Annotated in this window: 23 protein-coding genes; 5 read left to right on the forward strand and 18 right to left on the reverse strand. The window is 70.3% G+C overall.

All coding sequences use genetic code 11. From position 1 onward, the window contains the following. Window position 1: 1 nt before the first annotated feature. From GT007_RS06125 to GT007_RS06180, 12 genes are all read right to left on the reverse strand, one after another. The gene (locus GT007_RS06125; RefSeq protein WP_160120693.1) at window positions 2-865 is read right to left on the reverse strand and encodes an ABC transporter permease; all 864 of its coding nucleotides are present in this window, start codon (window positions 863-865) and stop codon (window positions 2-4) included. Continuing rightward, a complete protein-coding gene (locus GT007_RS06130) occupies window positions 862-1803 on the reverse strand; it encodes an ABC transporter permease (protein WP_160120694.1) in 942 nt (313 codons plus the stop codon). The genes GT007_RS06125 and GT007_RS06130 overlap by 4 nt, the downstream gene beginning before the upstream one ends. Then, complete coding sequence (locus GT007_RS06135) at window positions 1804-3354, reverse strand: ABC transporter substrate-binding protein (RefSeq protein ID WP_236571527.1); 1551 nt, start codon at window positions 3352-3354, stop codon at window positions 1804-1806. A 69-nt stretch (window positions 3355-3423) separates the two neighbouring features. After that, complete coding sequence (locus GT007_RS06140; RefSeq protein ID WP_160120696.1) at window positions 3424-4623, reverse strand: NAD(P)/FAD-dependent oxidoreductase; 1200 nt, start codon at window positions 4621-4623, stop codon at window positions 3424-3426. Further along, a complete protein-coding gene (locus GT007_RS06145) occupies window positions 4620-5960 on the reverse strand; it encodes an FAD/NAD(P)-dependent oxidoreductase (protein ID WP_160120697.1) in 1341 nt (446 codons plus the stop codon). The genes GT007_RS06140 and GT007_RS06145 overlap by 4 nt, the downstream gene beginning before the upstream one ends. Continuing rightward, window positions 5957-6232: a (2Fe-2S)-binding protein gene (locus tag GT007_RS06150; protein WP_160120698.1), complete on the reverse strand. Its 276-nt coding sequence runs from the start codon at window positions 6230-6232 to the stop codon at window positions 5957-5959. Before GT007_RS06150 ends, GT007_RS06145 begins: the two co-directional genes overlap by 4 nt. Beyond that, the gene (locus GT007_RS06155; RefSeq protein ID WP_160120699.1) at window positions 6229-6915 is read right to left on the reverse strand and encodes an SDR family NAD(P)-dependent oxidoreductase; all 687 of its coding nucleotides are present in this window, start codon (window positions 6913-6915) and stop codon (window positions 6229-6231) included. Before GT007_RS06155 ends, GT007_RS06150 begins: the two co-directional genes overlap by 4 nt. Then, window positions 6908-7867, reverse strand: coding sequence for an ABC transporter ATP-binding protein (locus GT007_RS06160; protein ID WP_160120700.1), 960 nt, complete (start codon window positions 7865-7867; stop codon window positions 6908-6910). The genes GT007_RS06155 and GT007_RS06160 overlap by 8 nt, the downstream gene beginning before the upstream one ends. Then, on the reverse strand, window positions 7864-8988 hold the full coding sequence (locus GT007_RS06165) for an NAD(P)/FAD-dependent oxidoreductase (protein WP_160120701.1): 1125 nt from the start codon (window positions 8986-8988) through the stop codon (window positions 7864-7866). Before GT007_RS06165 ends, GT007_RS06160 begins: the two co-directional genes overlap by 4 nt. Further along, the gene (locus GT007_RS06170; protein ID WP_160120702.1) at window positions 8985-10325 is read right to left on the reverse strand and encodes an FAD/NAD(P)-dependent oxidoreductase; all 1341 of its coding nucleotides are present in this window, start codon (window positions 10323-10325) and stop codon (window positions 8985-8987) included. The genes GT007_RS06165 and GT007_RS06170 overlap by 4 nt, the downstream gene beginning before the upstream one ends. Further along, a complete protein-coding gene (locus GT007_RS06175) occupies window positions 10322-10606 on the reverse strand; it encodes a (2Fe-2S)-binding protein (protein ID WP_160120703.1) in 285 nt (94 codons plus the stop codon). Before GT007_RS06175 ends, GT007_RS06170 begins: the two co-directional genes overlap by 4 nt. Next, entirely contained in the window at window positions 10590-11702 is a 1113-nt protein-coding gene (locus GT007_RS06180) for an NAD(P)/FAD-dependent oxidoreductase (protein ID WP_160120704.1), read from the reverse strand. The genes GT007_RS06175 and GT007_RS06180 overlap by 17 nt, the downstream gene beginning before the upstream one ends. Window positions 11703-11754: 52 nt before the next feature. Here GT007_RS06180 and GT007_RS06185 point away from each other — a divergent pair, with 52 nt between their 5' ends. From GT007_RS06185 to GT007_RS06200, 4 genes are read left to right on the forward strand one after another with little or no spacing between them, the layout of a single operon-like run. Next, the gene (locus tag GT007_RS06185; RefSeq protein WP_160120705.1) at window positions 11755-13245 is read left to right on the forward strand and encodes an ABC transporter substrate-binding protein; all 1491 of its coding nucleotides are present in this window, start codon (window positions 11755-11757) and stop codon (window positions 13243-13245) included. An 8-nt stretch (window positions 13246-13253) separates the two neighbouring features. Next, window positions 13254-13829, forward strand: coding sequence for a LemA family protein (locus tag GT007_RS06190; protein WP_201451810.1), 576 nt, complete (start codon window positions 13254-13256; stop codon window positions 13827-13829). 3 nt (window positions 13830-13832) lie between these two features. Then, window positions 13833-15113 carry a M48 family metalloprotease gene (locus GT007_RS06195; RefSeq protein WP_160120706.1) on the forward strand — a complete coding sequence of 427 codons (1281 nt, stop codon included), beginning with the start codon at window positions 13833-13835 and terminating at the stop codon, window positions 15111-15113. Beyond that, window positions 15110-16846, forward strand: a complete 1737-nt coding sequence (locus tag GT007_RS06200) for an ABC transporter transmembrane domain-containing protein (protein WP_160120707.1) — start codon at window positions 15110-15112, stop codon at window positions 16844-16846. The genes GT007_RS06195 and GT007_RS06200 overlap by 4 nt, the downstream gene beginning before the upstream one ends. Window positions 16847-16851: 5 nt before the next feature. On the opposite strand, the gene GT007_RS06205 is transcribed toward GT007_RS06200, so the two are convergent. The 3 genes from GT007_RS06205 to GT007_RS06215 all read right to left on the reverse strand — a co-directional run bounded on the left by GT007_RS06205 (window position 16852) and on the right by GT007_RS06215 (window position 19725). Beyond that, window positions 16852-17334 (reverse strand): DUF302 domain-containing protein, encoded by a 483-nt coding sequence (locus tag GT007_RS06205; protein WP_236571528.1) that lies wholly within the window; start codon window positions 17332-17334, stop codon window positions 16852-16854. A 53-nt stretch (window positions 17335-17387) separates the two neighbouring features. Continuing rightward, the gene (locus GT007_RS06210) at window positions 17388-18353 is read right to left on the reverse strand and encodes an MBL fold metallo-hydrolase (RefSeq protein ID WP_160120709.1); all 966 of its coding nucleotides are present in this window, start codon (window positions 18351-18353) and stop codon (window positions 17388-17390) included. Window positions 18354-18420: 67 nt separating this feature from the next. After that, a complete protein-coding gene (locus GT007_RS06215) occupies window positions 18421-19725 on the reverse strand; it encodes an LLM class flavin-dependent oxidoreductase (protein WP_160120710.1) in 1305 nt (434 codons plus the stop codon). 306 nt (window positions 19726-20031) lie between these two features. Between GT007_RS06215 and GT007_RS06220 the strand changes: the two genes are divergently transcribed. Further along, window positions 20032-21006 carry a Bug family tripartite tricarboxylate transporter substrate binding protein gene (locus GT007_RS06220; RefSeq protein ID WP_160120711.1) on the forward strand — a complete coding sequence of 325 codons (975 nt, stop codon included), beginning with the start codon at window positions 20032-20034 and terminating at the stop codon, window positions 21004-21006. Window position 21007: 1 nt separating this feature from the next. Here GT007_RS06220 and GT007_RS06225 read toward each other — a convergent pair whose 3' ends face one another. From GT007_RS06225 to GT007_RS06235, 3 genes are read right to left on the reverse strand one after another with little or no spacing between them, the layout of a single operon-like run. Continuing rightward, entirely contained in the window at window positions 21008-22225 is a 1218-nt protein-coding gene (locus tag GT007_RS06225) for a class I SAM-dependent RNA methyltransferase (RefSeq protein ID WP_160120712.1), read from the reverse strand. Next, a complete protein-coding gene (locus GT007_RS06230) occupies window positions 22222-22605 on the reverse strand; it encodes a DUF2721 domain-containing protein (protein WP_160120713.1) in 384 nt (127 codons plus the stop codon). The genes GT007_RS06225 and GT007_RS06230 overlap by 4 nt, the downstream gene beginning before the upstream one ends. A 10-nt stretch (window positions 22606-22615) precedes the next feature. After that, a complete protein-coding gene (locus GT007_RS06235; protein WP_160120714.1) occupies window positions 22616-23809 on the reverse strand; it encodes an acyl-CoA dehydrogenase in 1194 nt (397 codons plus the stop codon). Between the last annotated feature and the right edge of the window lie 87 nt (window positions 23810-23896).

Here is a 23896-nt window from a genome sequence, read left to right on the forward strand (position 1 = left end):
GTCATTCGTTCCGCAGCTTGGGGTCGGTCGCGTCGCGCAGCCCGTCGCCCACCATGTTCAGCCCCAGCACCAGCAGCAGGATGGCAACGCCCGGGAAGATCGCGAGCCAGGGCGCATCCAGGATGTTCTCGAACCCGTCGCGCGTCATGCCGCCCCAGGTGGGCGTCGGCGGCTTCACGCCCAGGCCGATGAAGGACAGCGAGGCCTCCACGCGCACGGCGGTGGCCATCCACAGGCTGCCCATCACCATCAGCTCGGACAGGATATTGGGCAGGATGTGCAGGAAGATGATGCGCGTGTGGCTGTAGCCCAGCGCGTGCCCGGCCTCGACGAAGGCACGCTCCTTCAGCGCCATGGTGGGCGCGCGGGCGATGCGGGCGAAGGGAGCGATGGCCGTCAGCGCGATGGCGATCACCAGGTTCACCAGCTCCGGCCCCAGCAGCGCCACCACGATCAGGCCCAGGATCAGGCTGGGGAAGGACAGCAGCACATCCATCGCCTGCATCACGATCAGGTCGAACTTGCCGCCGACATAGCCTGAGACCATGCCGATGATGCCGCCGATCACGATCGACACCGCGATGGCGCCCAGCGACACCACCAGCGAGATGCGCGCGCCATACAGCAGGCGCGAGAAGATATCCCGCCCGAACTGGTCCGTGCCCAGCCAGTAATCGGCGCTGGGCGCTTGCAGGCGGCTGATGATGTCCTGCTCGGTCGGGTCATGCGGCGTGATGAAGGGCGCGAACACCGCCCCCAGCACGATCAGCAGCACGATCACGGCACCCAGCGTGGTGGTGGGGTTGGCCAGCGCCCGTTGGGCGGCGCGGCGCAGGGGCGAGGGCTGGCTCACGGTGGCGCTCATGCCGCCTTCACCCGCGGGTCGAGCACGCCATAGAGCAGATCGGTGATGAGGTTCACCACCACGATCAGGAAGCAGTAGATCACCATCAGCCCCTGCAGCATCGTGTAGTCGCGCTGGTTCAGCGCCCCCACGATGACCTTGCCCAGACCTGGGCGGTTGAAGACGATCTCGGTCAGCACCGAGTTGCCGATCAGGATGCCGACATAGAGGCCGACCACGGTCACCACCGGCAGCGACGCATTGCGCAGCCCATGCACCCACACCACCCGCCGCCAGGGCACGCCCTTGGCGCGCGCGGTGCGGATGTAGTCCTCGCTCAGCGAAGCCAGCATGGCGCTGCGCGTCACGCGCGTGATGTAGGCGGCCATGACCAGCCCCAGCGTGATCGCGGGCAGGATCAGCTTGTGGATGCGGTCGCCCATGTCACTGAGGTCCGCCTGACCGATGACCGGGAACCAGCGCAGATGCAGCGCGAAGCCGATCAGCAGGAAGATGCCCGACACGAAGACCGGAAACGACAGCCCGATCAGCGAGAGCAGCCGCGCCGCCACGTCGATCGGGCCATTGCGGTGCAGTGCCGCCCAGATGCCCACCGGCACCCCCACCACGATGCCCAGGATCATGGAGGCGATGGTGAGGTCGATGGTGTGCGGCAGCACCGCGCCCACCTCCTCGAACACCGGCCTGCCGGAGACCATGGAGGTGCCGATATCGCCCGTCAGCGCGGCGCCCAGGAAGCGGACATATTGCGTCAGGATCGGCACATCCAGGCCGAGCCGGGCGCGCAGAGCGGCTGCCGCCTCCGGCGTTGCCTGATCACCCAGGATGACCAGGGCAGGGTCGCCCGGCACCACGCGCACGATGATGAACACCAGCGTCAGCACCGCGAGCAGCGTGGGGATGGAGGCGAGCAATCGCCGGAGGATGAAGCCGATCATTCAGTTCAGCCGCGTCTGCTCGGTGATCAGCGGGCCGAGGCTCATGGAACCTTTCAGCTCATAGCCGTAGTCGAGGTTGTTGCGGCGCGCGAAGACCAGCAGCGTCTCCATCACCGGCACGGCGCAGACATTCTCCACCAGCAGGCGCTGGGCCTCGGCCCACAGGCGCAGCTGCTCCTCGCGGTTGGTGGAAACCCGCGCGGCGTCGATCTGGCTGTCCGCCACATTGCAGTGGGAGAAGTTGGTCACCGCCGTGGGCGTGCCGGGGATCGAGCGGCTGTGGAAGAACTGGCTGAGGAAGATATCCGCCACCGGGAAGCGCGCGGCCGCGTAATAGACCAGCGGCGACAGGTTCTGGCGGATCTGCTGGTGGAAGGTCGCGTGCTCCACCACCTGCAGGTCCAGCGTGAAGCCCACGCGGCGCAGCTGCTGCTGGATCACCTGCATGCCGTTCAGCATCTCGGGCAGTTGGGTGTGCACCACGCGCACGGTCAGGCCATTGGGGTGGCCGGCCTCGGCCAGCAGGGCGCGGGCGCGCGCCTGGTCGAAGGGCAGCAGGCCATTGTCGGCCGTGAAGCCCAGATAGCCGCGCGGGACCACCGACAGGCCCTCACGCGACACGTCCGGCCCGCGCCAGCGCACCATCTCCTGCCGGTTGATGGCGTGGGCGAAGGCCCGGCGCACGCGGATGTCGTTGAACGGCGGGCGGGAGACATCGAGGCTGAGGATGGTCAGCTCGCCCGGCTCGAACACATCCACCGTGGAGCCCGGCACCTGGCGGGCGCGGTTCACCCAGGTCTGGTCCGCGCGGCCATAGTTCAGGTCCAGCTCGCGGTTCTGGAAGGCCAGGTCACGCGAGGCATCGGACGGGATGAAGCGGTAGGAGATGCGGCCGATCTGCGGCGCGCCGCGGTAATATTGCGGGTTGGCCACCATCTCGGCACTCGTGTTCGGCGTCACGCGCTCCAGCGCGAAGGGGCCGGTGCCGATGGGCTGGCGGGCGAAATCGGCGCCGCGCTGTTCCACCGCGCGCCGGCTGACGATGTAGCCGCCCGAATAGTTGGTCACGAGGCCCAGCAGGCTCGGCACATTTTCCCGCAGGGTGATGCTCACGGTGTAGGGGTCCACCGCCTCCACCGACTGGAAGGCGCGGTAATCGGCGCTGAAGGCGGAGCTGCCGGCATTGGCGGCCTTCTGCAGGCTGAACACCACGTCATCGGCGGTCATCTCGCCGAAGCCGCCATGGAACTGCACGCCACGGCGCAGGCGGAAGGTCCAGACCTTGCCGTCCGGGCTGCTTTCCCAGCTTTCGGCGAGGTCGGGCTCGATCTCGGCGGGGTTGATGGAACCGGGGCGGAAGCGCACCAGCCCGTTGAACATCCAGGCCACGGCCACGCGGTCGATGGTGGAGACCGCGAAATGCGGGTCCAGCCGCCCCACATCCTGGGCCGCCATGCCCACGCGCAGGGTGGGGCCCTGCTGCGCCTGCGCGGCCAGCGGCGCCGCCCCTAGGACCATGGCGGCGAGCGCCGCCAGAAGCTTCGTCTTCATACCCATCACTCTCCCGTTCGCGGGGGCGCATTGGCCCCATTATCCTGCCAACCCTGTATGCGGCGCCCGCTATTCCAGGCGCGTTTTCCAGACATCGGGCTCCACGCCATCCTGGCGGTTGAAACGCGCGATGTCGAAAGCTTCCAGCGGCACGTCGGTGCGCCCATCCAGCACCAGCTCGCTGAGGATCTCACCCACCGCCGGCCCCAGCATGAAGCCATGCCCCGAGAAACCGAAGGCGTGCAGCAGCCCGGGCGTGGTGTGGGACCAGCCCATCACCGGCAGGGCATCGGGCATGCCGCCGTCGATGCCGGTCCAGCTGCGGATGATCAGCGCGCCTTCCAGCCGGGGAATGATCTCGATGGCCTTCCGCATGGCCAGGAAGCCCGGATCGGGCAGCGGGCGGGAGCGGGGCAGGGCGGGATCGCTCTCCCCCCGTCCGCCGCCCAGGATGACGTTGCCGCGCGGGATCTGGCGCAGATACACGTCGCCCCCCACCACGCCGACATTGACGGAGCAGAAGTACGGCAGCGGCTCCGTCACCAGCATGTTGGGGTTGAGGGATTCGACCGGCACCGGCTCCCCGAAGCGTGCCGCGACCTCCCCGCCCCAGAAGCCCGCCGTGTTCAGCAGGATGGGGGCGGTGAATTCCTGGCCATTGGCCAGCACGCGGAAGCCCGGCTCGATGCTTTCCACCTTGTGGTGTTCCAGCAGGGTGGCGCCGGCGGCGCGCGCCATGCGGGCCAGCGCCGGGGCCAGCAGGCGCGGGTTGGCCGAGCCATCCTCCGCCAGCAGGGAGCCCGCGATGACGCTTTCGCCGAAATACGGGTGCTGGGCGCGGATGGCGTTGCGGCCGAGCATGGTGGTTTCCAGGCCATAGCCCTTCGCCATTTCGTTCCAACGCAGCAGATCGGCTTCCTGCTCGGCATTGCGGGCCAGCTTCAGGTGGCCGCAGGGGTCGAATTCCACATCGCTGCCGCACAGTTCCTGGATGTTCGACCACAGCCGGCGCGATCGGATGGCGAGCGGGATTTCCGCCGGGTGGCGCCCCTGCTGGCGCACGCCGCCATGGTTCACGCCGCTGGCCTGGCCGCCGATCAGGCCGCGTTCCAGCAGCACCACCCTGGTGCCGCGCTTGGCCAGGTGCAGGGCTGCGGAAACACCCGCGCCGCCACCGCCAATAATCAACACATCGGCCGTTATGGGCACGCGATTCAGCCCTCCGGTGCTCGGCTTCGCCTGCGCCCTGCGGTCATCGCGTGCGCTCATGCCATCACCACCGGCTTCACGGGCATCTGCCCGCGCAGCCGTCCCACATCCTGCACCGCGCAGCCGCGTGCCGCGGCCAGCACCTCCGCCCCCGCCGGGCCGCAGACACGCCCCTGGCAGCGGCCCATGCCGATGCGGGTGAAGGCCTTGCCCCGGTTCACCTCCGGCGCGTCGGTGGCACGCAGATCGCCCGCCGTGATCGCCTCGCAGCGGCACAGCAGGGTTTCGTCGGGCATCGCGGCCGCGTGCGCCGCCGGGTATGGGAAGGCCCGCTCCAGCGCGGCGCGGAAGCGCGCCTCCAGCCACAGGCGGCGGTGGATCATGTCGGTCTCCAGCGGATCGACGGGCTGGCCCGCATCCTCGATCACGGCCAGCGCGGCGCGGGTGCCGGCCAGCTCCGCCACCACGCTGCCGCCGATGCTGGCGCCATCGCCCGCCAGATACACGCCCGGCACGGCGGTGCGCCCGGCGCGGTCGCGCTCCGGCAGCCACAGCCGTTGCAGCGTATCGAAGGCGAAGGGCACGCCCGCCAGATCGGCCAATTGCGTCTCGGGCTTCAGGCCATAGCCGATGGCGACGCCATCGACCTCCGTGCGGTGCTCGGCGCCCTTGGCGTCGCGCCAGAGCAGGGCCTGGGCGCTGTCGGCACCCTCCACGCGCAACGGCAGGGCGCCGGCGTGGATGCGCACGCCTTTCCGGCGCAGCGCGGCGCGCCAGGCCAGGCCGCGCAAGGCCCCCACCGGGTTCCAGGCCAGCCCCGGTGCCGCGCGCAGGGTTTGCCCCCAGCCCGCGCTTTCCAGCACCAGCGCGGGCGGCGCGCCCGCCTTGGTCAATTGCCAGGCCAGCAGCAGCAGCAGCGGCCCGGTGCCGCACAGCGCCACGCGCCGCCCGATCGCCAGCCCTTGCGCCTTCAGCGCGATCTGCGCGGCGCCGAGGCCGGTCACCCCCGGCTTGGTCCAGCCGGGGATGGGCAGGGCGCGGTCCATCGCCCCGGTGCAGAGGATGACGCGCTCATACGGCACCTCCTGCGTGGTGCCGTCAGGCCCCTGGGTGTTCAGCAGACGCGGGCCGGGGCGCAGATTCCACACCAGCGTGCCCGGGCGCCAATCCACCTGGGCGCGCAGGCGGGCCACCGTGTCATGGATGGCCTGGGCGCGCGCGGCATCGGCGCCATACAGCGCCTTCGCGTCGCGCGAGAAACCCGGCGGCGGCTTCTGGAACACGCGGCCGCCGCCATCGGGCGATTCCTCGATCCAGACCGGGCGGATACCGGCCTCGACCAGGCGTTCCACCGCGCGCACGCCGGCGGGGCCGGCACCGACAACGACCACGCTCATCGCCGGATCACCTTCATGCCCGCCTCCACCAGCGTGGAGCAGGCGCGCCGCGCCCCCAGCCCCTCGATCACCAGCCAGCAATCCTGGCAGGCGCCCATCCAGCAGAAGCCCGCCCGGGGGCCATCCCCGAACTCGCTGTTGCGCACCCGGCCGAGCCCCGCGGCCAGGATCGCCGCCAGCAGCGTATCGCCCTGGCGCGCCGTCACGGCCTGCCCATCCACCGAGAAGCCGATCTCCGGCCGTGCCTGATCGACCAGCCTGACGGGTGTCACAGCATGTCCTCCGCCCGGCAATTCACCGGAAATTCCGCCACCGAGGCGTTGTTGGGCATGTGCATGGCCGTGCAGGCCAGCACGGCCAGATCGGCCGCATCCGTCATCTCCTCACGCGGGAAGGTGGCGTTCACGGTCATGTCGGTGGCCACATAGCCGGGGCAGACGGCGGTGGCGCGGATGCCCTGCTTCCAGCCTTCCTTGCGGATGGAATGGGTCAGCGCCACGGCGGCGAACTTGCTGGTCTGATAGCCCGTGTTGTCGTTGCCGACGCGCTTGCCGGAGAGGGAGGCGATGGTCAGCACCCGCCCGGTGCCGCCCTGGGCCAGCGCGTTCCAGGCCGCGCGTACCAGCAGCAGCGGCCCCATCATGTTCACCCGCCACATGGCCTCGATATCCGCCACCTCGCCGCGCAGGAAATTGCCGGGGGCCAGGATGCCCGCGGCGTTCACCACCCCGTCGATGCGCCCGAAGCGGGCCAGCGTGGCCTCCACCCAGGCATCGGCGGAGGCAGCCTCCACCGCATCGTAATGCGCGGCGAAGCAGCCGCGCGGGGCATGGCCGGGGTCGCGCACGCCGGCGCTGATCTCGCAGCCCAGGCGTTGCAGTTCCTCGGCGATCGCGCGCCCGATGCCGCGCGAGGCACCGCTGACCATCACGACGCGGCCCTGGGGATCAAGCATTTTGGCATCTCACTTCATGGTCGGGCGCGATGTCGCGCAGCGCCTGGGGGGTCTCGCAGCCGGGGCTGCGCATGGTGCAACGGTCCGCGAAGCGGCAGCCCACCGGCATGCCGTCCAGCGGCGGCACGCGGCCGGGGATGGCGGCCAGCGGCTGCGGCTCTCCGGTCAGGCGCGGGATCGCGGCGAACAGGGCACGGGTATAGGGGTGGGCGGGGCGGGCGAAGATTTCGGCCACCGTGCCGGTTTCCACCACCTGGCCGGCATACATCACCGCCACCCGGTCCGCGATCTGCGCCACCACGCCCAGATTGTGGGTGATGAACAGCATGGCCATGCCGTGCCGCGCCTGCGCATCGGCCAGCAACCCCAGCACCTGGGCCTGGATGGTGACGTCCAGCGCGGTGGTCGGCTCATCGGCCAACAGCACGGCGGGCTCGCAGGCCATGGCGATGGCGATCATCACCCGCTGCCGCATGCCGCCCGAGAACTGGTGCGGATAATCCTTCAACCGCGTGGCGGCGGAGGGGATCTTCACCTCCTCGAACAGCGCGCGGGCTTTCTCCAGCGCCGCGGCGCGGGACAGGCCCTTATGGATCACCAGGGATTCCGCCACCTGGTCGCCCACGGTCATCACCGGGTTCAGCGCGGTCATGGGTTCCTGGAAGACCATGCCCAGCCGCGCGCCCCGGATCTTCTCCATGGCGGGCTCGGGCAGGGCGGCGATGTCCTGGCCTTCCAGCAGCACCTCGCCGCCCGCGATGCGGCCGACAGGCGGGCGGATCAGCCCCATCACCGACATGGCGGTGACGGATTTGCCGCAGCCGGATTCCCCCACCAGCGCCAGCGTCTCCCGCCGGGCGAGGCTGAAGGAGATCCCCGCCACCGCCTCCCGCCAGGTGCCGTTGATGCGGAATTCCGTGCGCAGGCCGCGCACCTCCAGGGCGGGGGTCATGCGGCGGCCTTTTGCTGCTGGAAGCGGGCGGGCGAGAGTTCGGCCACCGGCATGTTGGTGGAACCGCGCGCCATGAGTTCGGCGACGGCGGCACCCGCGGCCGGGCACAGTTGAAACCCGTGCCCCGAATAGCCGAAGGAATGAAACAGCCCCGGCATCACCAGGCTCTCGCCGATCACCGGCACCTCGTCGGGCGTGCGGGCCTCGATGCCGGTCCAGCTGCGGATGATCCGGGCCTTCGCCACGATGGGGAAGATCTCGGCCGCGATCCGCGCGGCCTTGGCCAGGTTCATCAGGTTCTGGCTGGAGGTCTCGGCCACCAGGTCATTGGCCCCCTGATGCCCGCCGCCGATCACCACCGTGCCGACCTCCGATTGCTTGAAGGACAGGGCGCGCGCGGCGCTGCCGACCGTGGGCAGGCAGAAGAAGGGCAGGCGCTCCGTCACGATCATCATGCTGGCCTTGGGCGTGGTCGGCAGATATTCGCCGATGCCGGCGGCCAGCCCGCTGGCCCAGGCGCCGGCGCAATTGGCCACCCGCTCGGCCTCCATCGGGCCGCGATCGGTCTCGACCACCAAGGTGCCGGAGGGACGGCGCGCCAGGCCCCGCACGGCGATGCCCTCGATGATCTCCACCCCCGCTTCCATCGCCGCGCGGCGGAAGGCCATGACGGTGCGCATCGGGTTGGCGGAGCCGTCATCGCGCACGATCATCGCGCCGCGCACATGCGGCGAGACGGCGGGCAGCAGGCGCAGCACCTCATCGCGGCCGATGATTTCCTCATGCGTCCAGCCACGCAGGCGGGTGGCGGCGGCGCGGGCCTCCAGCTTCGGCAGATCGGCGTCTGATTCCGCCAGCTTGATCTGGCCGAAGGGGCGAAAGCCGCCGTCATCGCCCACGATCTTCGGCAAATTGGCCCACATCTCCGCCGCGATGACCGAGAGCCCGACCTCCCGCATATCCCGCCCCAGGCGGCGCACGCCCCCGGCATTCACGCCGGAGCTGTGGCGGCCGACATGGCGGCGCTCCAGCACTGTCACCCGCCAGCCGCCCATGCGCGCCAGATGCAGGGCGGTGGACAGCCCATGCAGCCCGCCGCCGATGATGAGGGCCCGGTTCATTCGGCCAGCGCCGCCAATTCGCCGATGGTCAGCGGCTTGGTGGGGAAGCGGGTGCGCATGGCCTCCACCTCGGCGGGGGGCACGTGGCGGGCCTCGGCGATGGCGGCGTGCAGCAGGCCGTGGCAGATGCGGCCCTGGCAGGCGCCCATGCCTGCGCGGGTGAAGGCCTTCAGCTGGTTCACGCCCAGGCAGCCCAGTTGCGCCGCGTCCTCGATGGTGGCGCGCGTCACTTCCTCGCAGCGGCACAGGATGGTCGCGGGTGCCTCGGGCAAGGGCAGGGGGGCGAACAGAGTGTCGAGGAAGCCGCGCGGGGCCAGCTCATCCCCGCGCCGCAGCATCAGCGGGCCCGCCAGAGCGTCGCGCTGTTCCTCGCCGAAACGGCCCAGCGCCTGCGCGGCCCCCAGCGCCGCGATCCGGCCCGACAGCGCCGCCGCCCAGGCCCCGCCGATGCCGCCCGAATCTCCTGCCACCATGATGCCGGGGATGTTGGTGTTGCCGTATGCGTCCAGCACCGGCTGGAAGGCGCGCTGGCGCTCGTTCCAACTGTGCTCCAACCCCTGGATGGCGCGGGTGATCTGGGTGTTGGGCACCACGCCGTCATGCAGCAGCAGCGTGTCGGCCTGATGCCGCGTGCCGTTGATGACCACCGCCTCCAGCTTCCCGTCACCCAGCGCCTGGATGTCCCGCCCGCGATGGACCGGCACGGCCTTCCTCACCGCGCGCATCCAGGCCAGGCCCAGCATCAGGTAGCGCGGCTTGCGCAGCGCGCAGGGCAGGTGCCAGAGGGCCCGCTTCAGCGCGCCGGGGTCGGACATGTCCAGGATGCCCGCGATCTTGCCGCCCTTGGCCAGCGCCTGCGCGGCATAGAGCCACAGCAGCGGCCCCTGGCCCGCGATCCAGACCTGGCCCTGCGGCACCAGCCCGGCCGATTTCAACAGGGTCTGCGCGGCCCCCACCCCCATCACCCCGGGCAGGGTCCAACCGGGGATGGGCAGGGCGCGCTCGGTGGCGCCGGGGGCCAGGATGATGCGGCGGGCCTCCACCTTCCGCGCCTCGCCGCCCACGGAATAGAAGGCGCGCGGCCCGGGCTCGATGGCCCAGAGCGTCGCGCCATACACGCATTCCGCGCCGCTGGCAGCGAGTTCCGCCATCAGCGCGGCACCCGCATGGGCCTGGATGTCGCCCGGGCCCTTGGCGTCGGCGCGCGCATTGCGGTGCACCTGGCCGCCGGGGGCCGCGTTCTCGTCCAGCAGCAGCACCGACAGGCCCTGGCGGCGGCCCTCGATGGCGGCCGCCATGCCGGCGGGGCCGGCGCCCAGGATCAACAGGTCGGTCATGCGCCCACCACCTCCGGCGCCATGGGGCCCGCGGCCATGCCGGGGGCGACCAGCGTCATGCAGGCCTGCCGGTTCTGCTCGCCATCCACCTCCACCAGGCAATCGAAGCAGCTGCCCATCATGCAGAAGGGCGCGCGCGGCGCCCCCGAGACCACCGTGGTGCGGAACTGCGTGATGCCCGCGGCCAGCAGGGCTGCGGCCAGCGGCTCTCCGGCGCGGGCCGGAATGCTCCGGCCCTGCCAGGTGATGGTGCAGTCGGTGGGTTCAGTGCGCTGGAACATGGAACCTGCTGGGATGAAGTTCTGTGACGGCCTCGGGCAGGCGCCCGGCCAGGATGCCCTCGGCCAGGGGCCCGGCATGCATGGCGGCCAGCGTCACGGCCGAATGGCACACCGCCACGAAGGCCCCGGGGTGCCCCTCGATCTCGGCATAGGCCGGGAAGCCATCGGGCGTCATCGGCCGCAGCGCGCCCCAGGCGCGGAAGGCCCGCGCGCGGGCCAGATCCGGCAGCACCTGGATGGCCCGCGCCGCCATGCCCGCCAGATGGGCGGTGGTGGTGAAGGGGGTGGGGTCGCCGTCATCCTCCTGCGTCACGCCGATCTGCACCGTGCCGTGCACGGTCTGGCGGATGGCGGAGGCCGGCAAGGGCAGCATGGGCGGCAGGCGCTCGGTCACGATGTTCTGGCCGCGCACCGGGCGCAGCGGGATATGGGCGCCCAGCATGGCCGCCACCCTGGGCGTGCCCAGGCCACAGGCGATGACGATCTTCTCCGCCGCCACCCGGCTGCCATCGGCGCGATGGATCACATAGGGGCGGCCCGGTTCGATCCGCACGACCTCGGCCCCCGGCAGATGCGCGGCGCCCAGCGCATGCAGCCCGGCATGGAAGCCCTGCAACAGGGAAAGCGGGTCGGTGTGGCCGTCGCGGGGTTCGTAGCTGGCGCCAACCACCGCATCGCCCAGCCGGCAGCCGGGCATCAGCTCCAGCAACTCCTTGCGGTCCAGCAGGCGCAGCGATGCGGCGCCCTGGTTGTGCAGCCGGTTCACCACGGCGCGGCGTGCCTCGAACTCGGCCTCACCCAGGCAGAAATTCAGCCCGCCTTCCTGCCGCAGCCCGCAATCGCGCCCCAGCAGGGCCGAGATGCGGTCCGCCAGCGCGGGCCAGGCCGCCAGCGAGGCCCGGGTCCAGGCCGCATAGGCGGGCATGCCGTCCCCCTTGCCTTGCGACCAGACCAGGCCAAAATTGCCCCGTGCGGCCCGCAACGCCGTATCGCCGCCATCCAGCACGGCCACACGCGCCCCTCGGGTCGCGCAGCCCCAGCCAATGGCACTGCCCAGCATGCCTCCGCCAATGACGGCGATCTCGTAAGCCTCCATGGCTTGCGAGCGTGATCGCTTGCGCGCCATCCTGCAAGCAGGAGTGCCCCCCATGATCCGCAAGCTTTTGTTCGCCACTGCCTTTTCCCTGACCAGCCTTGCCGCGCATGCCCAGACGCTGCGCGTCGGTGTCATCGGCCAGGACCCCGGCAACCTCGACCCGCACCGCGCCACCACCTCCCAGGACAAGGGCACGGCTGCCTGGGCCTTCGACGGGCTGCTGCGCTTTCCGCCCGGCAGCGCCGACCCCGCCGCCATCGAGCCCGACCTGGCCGAGCGCGTGGAACGCAGCGCCGATGCCCTGTCGCTGACCTTCACCCTGCGCCCCGGCGTGCGCTTTTCCGACGGCAGCCCGCTGACGGCGGAGGTCGCCGCGGCCTCCCTCCGGCGCGCCATGGACCGCACGCGCTCCAGCTTCGCGGCCGATTACCGCGCCGTCGCGGCCATCGAGGTCACGGGGCCGCTGACCCTGGTCGTGCGCCTGCGCGAACCCGTGCCCGGGCTGCTCGGCCTGTTCGCCAACTATCATGGGGGCATGATCGTGAATGAGGCGGGGCTGGGCACCGGCCCCTTCCGCATCGGCGAGACCACGCCCGGCCGCGTGCGCATGCCCGCCAACGACAATCACTGGCGCGGCCGCCCGGCGCTGCGCGAGATCGACGTGCGCTTCATCCCCTCCGACCAGACGCGCGAACTGGCCTATCAGTCGGGCGAGCTGGACCTGATCAGCGGCAGGCGCGAACAGCGATGGGTGGAGCGCATGCGCGCCCTGCCCAACACCACCGTGCATGTCTTCGGCCCCGGCGAGTTCCGCACCCTGCTGATCAACGCGGCCTCTCCGCCGCTGGATGATGTGCGGGTGCGCCGCGCGGTGCAGCATGCGCTGGATGTGAACGCCATCGCCCGCTTCGTGGGCACCGATGTGGCCACCCCCTGGGCCGCGCCGGTGCCGCCCGGCTATCTGGGCGCGGTGACGGACATGGCCCGCCCCGCCTTCGACCAGGCCCGCGCCCGTGCCCTGCTGGCCGAGGCCGGGCACCCGGGCGGCATCACGCTGCGCGCCGTCGTCTCCTCCATCTCCGCGCAATTGCCGATCATGGAGGTGATCCAGGCCCAGCTGCGCCGCGCCAATATCCGGCTGGAGATGGATGTGGTCGAACACGCCACCTACCACCAGCGCATCCGGGAGAACCTGTCCCAGCTCACCTTCTATGGCGCCGCGCGCTTCCCGGTGGCGGATGCCTGGCTCAGCCAGTTCTACCATTCCTCGGCAGCCCCCGGCCGGCCGGCGATGAGCCTGAACTTCGCCCATTGCTCGGCCGCGGATGCCGAGATCGACGCCGCGCGCACCGAAACCGACCCCGCCCGCCAGATGGCGCTGTGGGCCGAGGCGCAGCGTAAAATCACGGAAGCGGCATGTTCCGTGCCTTTATTCGATTTACGACAAGTTTGGGTGACGCGGAACAACGTCGAGCTGGGCTATGAACTGACAGGGGCGCTCAATCTCGCCCCGGCCATCACCCACGCAACACGGCTCCGCTGAGGCAAAACATGACCACCGTTCTGATAACACTGGCGGTGATCCTCGGGATCATCCTGCTCGTCGCGCTGATCTTCGTCGGCATCTACAACCGGCTGGTCGCCCTGCGGCAGACCACCAACCAAGCCTGGTCGGACGTGGACGTGCAACTGAAGCAGCGCCACGACCTGATCCCCAACCTGGTCGAGACCGTGAAGGGCTATGCCAAGCACGAGAGCGGCACGCTGGAGGCCGTGATCAAGGCGCGCAACGCCGCCGTCTCCGCCCAGGGGCCGGAAGCCGCGGGCAAGGCCGAGGGCCAGCTGAACGGCGCGCTGCGGCAGTTGTTCGCGCTGAGCGAGGCTTACCCGGACCTCAAGGCCAACACCAACTTCACCGAGCTGCAGCGCGAGCTGTCGAACACCGAGACCAAGATCGCCTCGGCCCGCCGCTTCTTCAACAACGCGGTGGCGGAGTTCAACACGGCGATCGAGCAGTTCCCGGCGGTGCTGATCGCGGGGATGTTCGGCTTCCGCAGCCGCACCTTCTTCGAGATCCCCGAGGAAGACCGGGCCGTGGTGGCCGAGGCCCCCAAGGTTCAGTTCTGAACCATGTTCGGCACCATCGGCCTGTCCACCCATGTGTGGAACAACAACTGGCGCACCATCCTGCTGCTGGCTGGTTTTCCGGTGCTGCTGGTGGTGCTGTCCTTCGGCCTGTCGATGATCTTCTCCTATGACGCGGGGGGCGTGCTGGCGGCCTTCCGCGTCGCCTGGAAGAAGCTGCCGGGCTATGTCGCCTTCTCGGTCGTGGTCTCGGCCATCTGGTTCGCCATCGCCTGGGCACTGAACCAGCGCATCATCGACTGGGTCTCGGGCGCGAAACCCGCGACGCTGGAGGCCGAACCCCGCCTCTGGCACCTGATGGACGCCATCTGCATCAGCCGGGGCGAGCCGATGCCGCGCCTGGGCATCATCGAGAGCGAGGCGATGAACGCCTTCGCCTCCGGCCTCGACCGCAAGAAAGGCAGCATCACCGTCACGCGCGGCCTGCTGAAGGGGCTGGATGACCGGGAGCTCAGCGCCGTGCTGGCGCATGAGATGACCCATATCCGCAACGGCGACGCGCGGTTGGCGGTGATCGCGGCGGTGTTCACCGGCGTGATCACGCTGGGCTTCGACATGCTGTGGCGCAATTTCTCCGGCATCGCCACCACCACCGCCGGCACCGACAGCGGTGGCGGCGGCTGGAGCCTGCCGCGCGGGCGCTCCCGCGGGGGCAGCAGCCGGTCCAGTTCCAATTCCAAGAATGACGGCGCGGCCTTCATCGTCATCATCGGCATCATCATCGTGGTGATCGCGGGTACGCTGTCGGTGATGCTGCGCCTGGCCCTGTCCCGCAACCGCGAGATCCTGGCCGATGCCGGCGCCGTGCAGATCACCAGCGACCCAGACGCCATGATCTCCGCCCTGCGCAAGATCGAGGGCCACGCCGCCATGCCCGGCCTGCCAAGCCAGGTGCAGGCGATGCTGCTGGAAAACGCGGCGGGCACCCGGGGTGCCTCCTTCTGGGCCACCCATCCGCCGATCGAGGAGCGGGTGGCGACCCTGGTGCGGGTGGCGGGCGGGCGCGATCCCGGCCCCTACACCGCCCCCGCCGCCCCGCCGGAGGACGACGACGCCGACAAGACGCGCGTCGCCCCCCCGCGCCCCGGCCCCTGGGGGGCTGCGGGCGCCACCATCCCGGGCGCGATCCTGACCGGCGAGCCCCTGCCGCCGGGCGGCGTGCCCGGCCTGCCGCCCGTGCTGGGCGGCAAGCCAGCCAGCCCACCCCCTTCCAGCTTCGCCGATGAAATCGCCGCCTTGCGCGCGAGGAAAAACCAGCCCGAATGAACCGTGCCCCCTTGGCCTCGCTAGGGCTGCTGCTGCCCTGGCTCAGGCCCTATCTGCCGCGTGCCTTCGGCGCGCTGGCCCTGTTGCTCGTCTCCTCCGCCATGCTGCTGGGGTTGGGGCAGGGGCTGAAGCGCTTCATCGACGAAGGGTTTTCGGGCGGCGAGGCCGCGCTCGACGCCACGGGGCTCGGCATGTTCGCGCTCTGCGTGGGCTTCGGTTTCGCCAGCGCCGGGCGCTACTGGCTGATCACCTGGCTGGGTGAGCGCGTGGCGGCCGATCTGCGCACCGCCGTGTTCCGCCATGTGCTGACGCTGTCGCCCGGCTGGTTCGCGGTGCACCGCACGGGCGATATCCTGTCGCGGCTGACGGCCGATATCGCGCTGCTGCAATCGCTGGTGGGCAGCGCGATTTCCATGGCGCTGCGCAACACGCTGATGGGCTTCGGCGCCGCCGGCATGCTGATCGCCACCAGCTGGAAGCTGGCGGCCATCGCGCTGGGCGTGGTGCCGCTGGTGGTGGCACCCCTACTGATCTTCGGCCGGCGCGAGCGCCGCCTCTCCCGCACCGCGCAGGAGCGTGTGGCCGATGTGGCCGCCACCGCCGAGGAATCGATCAACGCCATCGAAACCGTGCAGGCCTTCACGCGAGAGGGCCAGATCGCGGCCCGCTTCGACGCCGATGTGGAGCTCAGCGTGGCCGCCGCCACCCGGCGCATCGCCGCCCGCGCCGGGCTGATCCTGGCCGTGATCCTGCTGGGCTTCGGCGCCGTCACCTTCGCGCTGTGGGTCGGCGGGCGCGACGTGCTGGCGGGCCGCATGTCGGCGGGCGAGCTGTCGGCCTTCGTCTTCTACGCGGTGCTGATGGCCAGCTCCACCGCCGCCGTCTCCGAGGTGTGGGGCGAGATCCAGCGCGCGGCGGGGGCGGCCGACCGGCTGGGCGAACTGCTCTCCGCCCACGCGGACATCGCCCCGCCCGCCAACCCCCAGCCCCTGCCGCCGCCCCATGGGGAGATCGCCTTCGAGGCCGTCAGCTTCGCCTATGCCGGGCGCGGGGCGGCGCTGACGGATGTGTCCTTCCATGTGGCGCCCGGTGAGAATGTGGCGCTCGTCGGCCCCTCCGGCGCCGGCAAGACCACCATCCTGAAGCTGCTGCTGCGCTTCCATGACCCCGAAAGCGGGCGCATCACCCTGGATGGCCTGGACCTGCGCGACGCGGTGCCGGAGGCCCTGCGCGGCCGCATCGCGCTGGTGGGGCAGGAACCGGTGATCTTCTCCGGCACGGTGGCCGAGAACATCCGCTTCGGCCGCCCCGAGGCCAGCGACGAGGAAGTCCAGGCCGCCGCCGAGGCCGCCGCCGCCCATGGCTTCATCGCCGCCCTACCGCAGGGTTACGACACGCCGCTGGGCGGGCGGGGTGTCTCCCTGTCCGGCGGGCAGCGGCAGCGGCTGGCCATCGCGCGCGCCATCCTGCGCGACGCGCCCGTGCTGTTGCTGGACGAAGCCACCAGCGCGCTGGACGCCGAAAGCGAGCGCGCGGTGCAGCAGGCGCTGGAGAAGCTCTCGAAAGGCCGCACCACGCTGGTGGTGGCGCACCGTCTGGCCACGGTGCGCCGTGCCGACCGCATCCTGGTGCTGGAACAGGGCAGGGTGGTGGCCAGCGGCACCCATGCCAGCCTGATGGCCGAGGGCGGGCTCTATGCCCGCCTCGCGGCGCTGCAGTTCATCGCGGAGTAGAGGCGCTATTCCGTCGCCTGGCGCACCAGGCGGGCCAGGAAGGCTTCGGTCGCCTCCTGCTGCTCGGTGCTGATGTCCACCCCATGGCGGGCGAAGACCCGCCGCGCGATGTCCTGGCCGGTGCTGCGGGTGACGAAGACCTGGCCTTCGCGGTCCTGCCAGACCAGCACGCGCTGCGGCAGATCGAGCGCCAGTGTGGGATGGGCGGCCATGGCGCCGGTCCCGCCCTCCGGGTTCCCGAACAGGATCACGCTGCGCGGCGGCAGGCTGAGCCCCACATCGCGGGCGGCCTCGGCGTGATCGATCTCGGCGAAGACGCGCCACCCCGCCCCCAGCACGGCATTGCCGAACAGGCGGATGGTGGTGGGCACATCATGATGGCTGGGGGTGGTAACCAGCCCCGTATCCTGCGCCAGCGCCGGCAAGGCCAGCAACGCCAGCCCACCGGACAGAAGGCCGCGCCGTCGGCGGAGAGGGGTGAGTATCACGGCGCGGCTCCTGCCCGGTGGTATGTGGGCATACGCCCCCGCACCGGGAAAGGTTACACCGCGCTCGACCATTCCGCCGGCACGAACACGAAGCCCTGGCCCTGCCGGGCGATGTAGCCATTCGCCGGGAAGGGGAAGTGATAGCCGGTGACGCGGATGCGGTCGGTCGCCACCATGTCCAGCACGCGGCGGCGGGTGGCGGCGGCCAGATCGCCGTCGAAATCGAACACGATCTGCCATTCCGGCCGGCGGGTCATGATCTCGGGCCGGTTGGTGATGTCGGCCACGAAGATCAACTGATCCGCGCCGTCCGAGATGCGGTACATGGTGTGGCCCGGCGTGTGCCCCGGCGCCGGAATGGCGGTGATGCCCGGCAGCACCTCGGCGGAGGAGGCGATCTGGCGCACCCGGCCCTGATAGGGCGCGAAACGCCGCGCGACGTTGGAGAAGGAACCGCGCTGGCCCTCCGGGCTGCGGCTTTCGTTGCTGGCTTCGGTCCACCAGGCCCATTCGGGGGTGGGCACCACGATCTCCGCATTCGGAAAGGCCCGGCCGCCTTCCGCGTTCAGCAGGCCGTTGATGTGGTCGCCATGGAAATGGCTGTGGATCACATGGGTGACGCGGGCGGGGTCAATGCCGGCGGCGGCCATGTTGGCGATGGCGCGGCCATTGGTCGCACCCGCGCCTGTCACGCCGTTGCCGGTGTCGAACACCGCCAGCACATCGCCCTTCTGCGCGAAGGTCAGGGTGAAGGTGATGGTCAACTGGTCGGGCGGCAGGAAGCTTTCGGCCGCGACCGCGCGCACCTCCTCGATGGAGGCATTGCGCACAAAGCCTTCCAGCGGGCGGCGGAAGAAGCCGTCATGGACGGTGGTGATCAGCCAGCCGCCCACCTTGAAGCGATAGAAGCCGGGAGCCTGCATGGCCGGCGCGGCGGGGGCCTGCGCCACGGCGGGCAAAGCTTGCGTCAGGGTCAGCAGGGCGGGCGCCGTAAGGGCGGTCCGGCGAAAGATGGTCATGGCGCGTGTCTCCTGGCTTTTGCGAAACCGCACTGGCACATGGGGCGGCTTCGGCAAAGGAAAACCCTCAGCCGCCCCATTCCGGGCGTGGCAGGCCCAGATGCCCGCGCAGCGTGCTGGCCGTGTATTCCCGCCGGAACAGGCCGCGCTTCTGCAGGATGGGCACCACCTGGTCGACGAAATCGTCGAAGGCGCCCGGGAACCAGGGCGGCATGATGTTGAAGCCGTCCGCCGCCCCGGCCTCGAACCACTCCTGCAGGCCGTCGGCCACCTGTTCCGGCGTGCCCACGATCAGGCGGTGGCCCATGGTGGCGGCGACCACGTTGCGCAGCTGCCGCAGGGTCAGGTTCTCCTTCTTCGCCAGCGCCTGCAGCGTCTCGGCATGGCCGCGCATGATGCCCGAGGGCGGCAGATCCGGCACCGGCCCGTCCAGGTCATAGCCGCCGAGGTCATGGCCCAGCCGCTCCGCCAGCACGCGCAGCGCCACCACGGGGTCGGCGCATTCGCCCAGCGTGGCCAGCTTCGCCTTCGCCTCGGCCTCCGTGCCGCCGATGATGGCGCTGACCCCGGGCATGATCTTGATATGGTCGGGCGAGCGCCCGAAGGCCGCCGCACGCTGCTTCAGATCGGCGGAGAAAGCCTGCGCCACCGCCATGTCCTGATGCACGGCATAGACGATCTCGGCGATCTGGCCCGCCAGGTCGCGCCCGGCCTCCGACGCGCCGGCCTGGATCATCACCGGATAGCCCTGCGGCATGCGGGACATGTTCAGCGGGCCCTTGCTGCTGAAGTAGCGGCCCTTGAAGTCCGGCGTGTGCATCTTGGCGGCGTCGATGAAGCGGCCGGCCGCCTGGTCCAGTTGCCAGATGCCGTCCTCGCAGCTGTCCCACAACGCCTTCGCCACCTGCACGAATTCTGCTGCGATGGCATAGCGCTCGTCATGCTCAGGGTGCTTGTCGCGGCCGAAATTCGCCGCCGCCTCGGCGAAGGCGCCGGTCACGATGTTCCAGCCGCAGCGCCCGCCGCTCATGTGGTCGATCGAGCCCAGGTAGCGGGCGAGGTTGTAGGGCTCGGTGTAGGTGGTCGAGGCGGTGGCGGCCAGGCCGATGTTCCGCGTCACCATGGACAGCGCGGCCAGCAGCGTCAGCGGCTCCAGGCGCAGCACCATGGAGGGGTGCATGTCCGGCCGGGTGTTCACGGCATCGGCCAGGAACAGCAGGTCGAACTTGCCTTCCTCGGCCTTGCGCGCGACGCGCACGATCAGGTCCAGGTTCTCCGACCCGGCCTCGGCGCCGGGCATGCGCCAGCCGGCGATGTGATGGCCCGCCCCCAGGATGAAGACACCGAGATGCATCTGACGGGGAAGGGACATGGCCTGCGAACGCTCCTGCAGCGGGCGCCACCCATGCAGCGCGCCTCAATTCACTATGGATGAAAAAAATGCGGCCATGCAATCCCATTCAAAAATCGACCGGCCCATAAACCTTGATATTGCACCGCAAGCGTGCGGATGCGGGGGCAGGCCCTTGGCCTGGATCAAAAATCCCTATTGAAAACCACTCAAAGATTCCATAGCCTTCCCAGGCAGAAAACCGGCAGCGGATCCGTTCGGGCGGACGCATGGCGGAGGGTGCGGGAAACAGCGCGCGGCGCAGAACCATTCGGCGAAGGGGCTGAGATGATGCTGACGCGACGGGGTACGGTAACAGGCGTGATGGCGGCCATGGCGGCGGCCCCCGCGGCACGAGCCCAGGCCTTTCCCACCGGCCCGGTGCGGCTGGTCATCGGCTTTCCGCCGGGCGGCACGGTGGACACGATCGGGCGCATCATCATCGGCCCCATCGGCGCGCGGCTGGGCCAGCCCCTGGTGATCGACACCCGCGCCGGGGCCTCCGGCGTGCTGGCGGTGGAAAACATCGCGCGCAGCCGGCCCGATGCGCACAGCCTGGTCATGGCCTCGGCCGGGGCGCTGGCGGTGATGCCGCACATGCTCAACACCATGCCCTATGACGTAGAGCGCGACCTGACGCCCGTGACGCAGCTGGTGCGCACGCCCCAGCTGCTGGTGGTGGGCAAGCATGTGGCGGCCAACTCGGTGCAGGAGCTGGTGGCGGCGGCCAAGGCGCAGCCGGGCAAGCTGACCTTCGGCTCCACCGGCATCGGCTCCACGCTGCATCTGGCCGGGGAGCTGTTCAAGATGCGGGCCGGCATCGACATCCTGCACGTGCCCTATCGGGGCGGCGCGCCGGCCGTCACGGCCATGCTGGCGGGCGAGATCGACATGCTGCTGGTGGATATCCCGGTGGTGATGCAGCACATCCGCAACGGTTCCTTCAAGCCGCTGGCCCTGGCCTCCGCCAACCGCATCGGCGCGCTGCCCGATGTGCCGACCATGGAACAGGCCGGGGTGCGGGATGTGATCGCCGAGGGCTGGTACGCCATCTACGCCCCGCCCGGCACCCCCGCCGACCAAGTGGAGACAGTGCGCCGCGCCGTGGCCGAGGGCCTGGCGGACCCCGCGACCCAGCGCGCGCTGGCCGATCTGGGCGGGGTGGTCACCACCTCCTCACCCGAGGAGCTGCGCGCCTACGCCCGCAGCGAATCCGTGAAATGGGGCGAGGTGGTGCGGGTCTCCGGCGCCCGGGCGAATTGATCTAGCGCGGGGCCTTGGGGGGCGTGAACACCACCACCGCCTCCACATGCGCCGACCACAGGAACTGGTCGATCGCCACCGCCGAGGCCGCCTTGAACCCGGCGCCGGCCAGGATGCGCGCATCGCGCTCCAGCGCCGCCGGGTTGCAGGAGACATAGACCACCTGCGGCGCGCGGGCGCGGGCGATCTGCTCCACCTGCTCCTTCGCGCCGGCGAAGGGCGGGTCCAGCACCACGGCGCGCGCGGGTTTCAGTTCGGCGGGCAGCAGGGGGCGGCGGGCCAGGTCGCGCTTTTCGGCCTTCACCCGGCCACCCGCGGCGCGCGCGGCGGCGGCCAGGGCGGCGGCGGCCTCGGGCTCGCCCTCGAAGGCCTGCACCTGGGCGCGGGCGGCGATGGGAAAGCTGAGCGTGCCGAGCCCCGCGAACAGGTCGATCACGATGGCGCCGCGCGGCAGCTTGGCGGGCAGCCCCGCCAGCACGGCCTGTACGATGGCGGCCTCCGAACCCTCGGTGACCTGCAGGAAGGCGCCGGGCTGCGGGCTGACGGTGGCCCCCGCGAAGACCTGGCGCAACGGGGCATGCTGGGCGGCCACGCCATGCTGGGTGGCGATGCGCGGAATACCGTTCTGGGTGGCGAAGGCGGCCAGGCGCTCATGGTCCGGCACGCCGGGCTTGCCGTCCAAGCGCAGCAGGATATCCAGGCCGGAATCCAGCAGGTTGATCACCGCGTCGCCCTCCCGCCGCAGCGCGGTCAGGGAGCGCAGGACAGTGGCCAGCCCCGGCAGCAGGGCCAGGATCTCCGGCCGCAGCAGCTGGCATTCGGGCACCGGCGTCACGCCAAGCGGGCCATGGAAGCCCAGCGTGACCGCGCCGTCGGGCGCGCGGCGGATGGCGAAATCGGCGCGGCGGCGGGTGTGCGGCGCGCTCTGGTGCGTCAGTGCCACGGGGATGTCGAAACCCGCGCGGAACAGGGCGGTGGCCACCCGCCCGCGCTTCCATTCGCCCTGCGCCGCCAGCGACCAGTGCTGCAGGGTGCAGCCGCCACAGGCCGCCACATGGGGGCAGGGGGGGGCGACGCGCTCCGGGCTGTCGTTCAGCCGGACGCCGTCGGGGGCGATCTCCTCGCCGGGCAGCGCACCGGGGATGTAGAGAATTTCGCCATTGGCGGCGCGGGCCAACCCGTCGCCGCCGCTGCCGATCGCCGTGACCAGCCGGTTCATGCGCCAGGTCCCCTTTCGGCCATGATGGTTTCGATCAGCATGCACAGCATGGCGCCGATGAAGGCCAGCATGCCCCCCACCAACAGCAGTGCCACCGTGATGCCGCTGCGCGCGCCCAGCAGGGCCAGGATAAAGCCCACCATGATCTGCGTGGCCACCAGCAGGGCCGAGATGCCGGCCAGCTGCACGGCACGCCGGGCGAAATGCCCGCGCCTATCCAGCCAGGCCAGTGTGGGGCCATGCGCGGTGTCGGACATGCGATCCAGGATGCGCGTCTGGCGCGATGTCAGCGCGTTCAGCGCCGTCATCGCCGCGGTCAGCAGAAAGGCGGGGGCGAGCGCCAGACCAATCGCGCCCTCCACCGCCTCCAGCTCGTTCAATGCTTCAGGCTCAGCCGAAAGCGTTCAGGCCGGTCTGCGCCCGGCCCAGGATCAGGGCGTGCACGTCGTGCGTGCCCTCATAGGTGTTCACCGTCTCCAGGTTCACCATGTGACGGATCACGTGATACTCGTCCACGATGCCGTTGCCGCCGTGCATGTCGCGCGCCATGCGGGCGATATCCAGCGACTTGCCGCAATTGTTGCGCTTCACCAGGGAGATCATCTCCGGCGCCACCTTGCCCTCATCGAACAGGCGGCCGACGCGCAGCACGGCCTGCAGGCCGAGGGTGATCTCGGTCTGCATGTCGGCCAGCTTCTTCTGGATCAGCTGGGTCTGGGCCAGCGGCTTGCCGAACATCTTGCGGTTCAGGGTGTAGTCGCGGGCGCGGTGCCAGCAATCCTCGGCCGCACCCAGCGCGCCCCAGGCGATGCCGTAGCGCGCGCGGTTGAGGCAGGAGAAGGGGCCGGCGAGCGACTTCACGCCCGGCAGCTTGTTCTCCTCCGGCACGAAGACCTCATCCATCATGATCATGCCGGTGACGGAGGCGCGCAGGCTGAACTTGCCCTCGATCTTGGGGAAGGTCAGGCCCTTCATGCCGCGCTCCAGCAGGAAGCCGCGCAGGATGCCCTCATCGTCCTTCGCCCACACCACGGCCACATCGGCGATGGGGGAGTTGGTGATCCAGGTCTTGGAGCCGGAGACCAGGTAGCCGCCATCCACCTTCTTCGCGCGGGTGCGCATGGAGTTGGGGTCGGAACCGGCATCGGGCTCGGTCAGGCCGAAGCAGCCCACCCATTCGCCGGTGCGCAGCTTGGGCAGGAACTTTTCCTTCTGCGCCTCGGAGCCGAAGGCGTAGATCGGATACATCACCAGCGAGGACTGCACGCTGAACGCGGAGCGATAGCCGCTATCCACGCGCTCGACCTCACGCGCCATCAGGCCGTAGGAGACATAGCCCACGCCGGCGCAGCCGTAGCCTTCCAGCGTGGCGCCCAGGAAGCCCTGCTCGCCGAACTCGTTCATGATCTCGCGGTGGAAGTGCTCTTTGCGGAAGGCTTCCTGCACGCGGGGCTGCAGCCGGTCCTGGCAGAAGGCGCGGGCGGCGTCGCGGATCAGGCGCTCATCTTCCGTCAGCTGCTCTTCCAGCAGCAGGGCATCATCCCACTGGAAATTCGGGCGCGCGACGGGATGGATGGCGTTCATGGCTGTGTCCTCACGATAGGCCAGGTTTATGCTGGGCGTCTTTATGGCGCCCATGCGCATGGGGGCGCAATGTGCGGCGGGGTGGAA

The sequence above is a fragment of the Rhodovarius lipocyclicus genome (genome assembly GCF_009900765.1).
GTDB classification, from domain to species: Bacteria; Pseudomonadota; Alphaproteobacteria; order Acetobacterales; family Acetobacteraceae; genus Rhodovarius; species Rhodovarius lipocyclicus.

What these genes read in the sequence shown, in the direction of transcription:
- GT007_RS06125 (WP_160120693.1), bottom strand. Translation starts at nt 865, where the DNA reads ATGAGCGCCACCGTGAGCCAGCCCTCGCCCCTGCGCCGCGCCGCCCAA.
- GT007_RS06130 (WP_160120694.1), bottom strand. Translation starts at nt 1,803, where the DNA reads ATGATCGGCTTCATCCTCCGGCGATTGCTCGCCTCCATCCCCACGCTG.
- GT007_RS06135 (WP_236571527.1), bottom strand. Translation starts at nt 3,354, where the DNA reads ATGAAGACGAAGCTTCTGGCGGCGCTCGCCGCCATGGTCCTAGGGGCG.
- GT007_RS06140 (WP_160120696.1), bottom strand. Translation starts at nt 4,623, where the DNA reads ATGAGCGCACGCGATGACCGCAGGGCGCAGGCGAAGCCGAGCACCGGA.
- GT007_RS06145 (WP_160120697.1), bottom strand. Translation starts at nt 5,960, where the DNA reads ATGAGCGTGGTCGTTGTCGGTGCCGGCCCCGCCGGCGTGCGCGCGGTG.
- GT007_RS06155 (WP_160120699.1), bottom strand. Translation starts at nt 6,915, where the DNA reads ATGCTTGATCCCCAGGGCCGCGTCGTGATGGTCAGCGGTGCCTCGCGC.
- GT007_RS06160 (WP_160120700.1), bottom strand. Translation starts at nt 7,867, where the DNA reads ATGACCCCCGCCCTGGAGGTGCGCGGCCTGCGCACGGAATTCCGCATC.
- GT007_RS06165 (WP_160120701.1), bottom strand. Translation starts at nt 8,988, where the DNA reads ATGAACCGGGCCCTCATCATCGGCGGCGGGCTGCATGGGCTGTCCACC.
- GT007_RS06170 (WP_160120702.1), bottom strand. Translation starts at nt 10,325, where the DNA reads ATGACCGACCTGTTGATCCTGGGCGCCGGCCCCGCCGGCATGGCGGCC.
- GT007_RS06175 (WP_160120703.1), bottom strand. Translation starts at nt 10,606, where the DNA reads ATGTTCCAGCGCACTGAACCCACCGACTGCACCATCACCTGGCAGGGC.
- GT007_RS06180 (WP_160120704.1), bottom strand. Translation starts at nt 11,702, where the DNA reads ATGGAGGCTTACGAGATCGCCGTCATTGGCGGAGGCATGCTGGGCAGT.
- GT007_RS06185 (WP_160120705.1), top strand. Translation starts at nt 11,755, where the DNA reads ATGATCCGCAAGCTTTTGTTCGCCACTGCCTTTTCCCTGACCAGCCTT.
- GT007_RS06190 (WP_201451810.1), top strand. Translation starts at nt 13,254, where the DNA reads ATGACCACCGTTCTGATAACACTGGCGGTGATCCTCGGGATCATCCTG.
- GT007_RS06195 (WP_160120706.1), top strand. Translation starts at nt 13,833, where the DNA reads ATGTTCGGCACCATCGGCCTGTCCACCCATGTGTGGAACAACAACTGG.
- GT007_RS06200 (WP_160120707.1), top strand. Translation starts at nt 15,110, where the DNA reads ATGAACCGTGCCCCCTTGGCCTCGCTAGGGCTGCTGCTGCCCTGGCTC.
- GT007_RS06210 (WP_160120709.1), bottom strand. Translation starts at nt 18,353, where the DNA reads ATGACCATCTTTCGCCGGACCGCCCTTACGGCGCCCGCCCTGCTGACC.
- GT007_RS06215 (WP_160120710.1), bottom strand. Translation starts at nt 19,725, where the DNA reads ATGTCCCTTCCCCGTCAGATGCATCTCGGTGTCTTCATCCTGGGGGCG.
- GT007_RS06220 (WP_160120711.1), top strand. Translation starts at nt 20,032, where the DNA reads ATGATGCTGACGCGACGGGGTACGGTAACAGGCGTGATGGCGGCCATG.
- GT007_RS06225 (WP_160120712.1), bottom strand. Translation starts at nt 22,225, where the DNA reads ATGAACCGGCTGGTCACGGCGATCGGCAGCGGCGGCGACGGGTTGGCC.
- GT007_RS06235 (WP_160120714.1), bottom strand. Translation starts at nt 23,809, where the DNA reads ATGAACGCCATCCATCCCGTCGCGCGCCCGAATTTCCAGTGGGATGAT.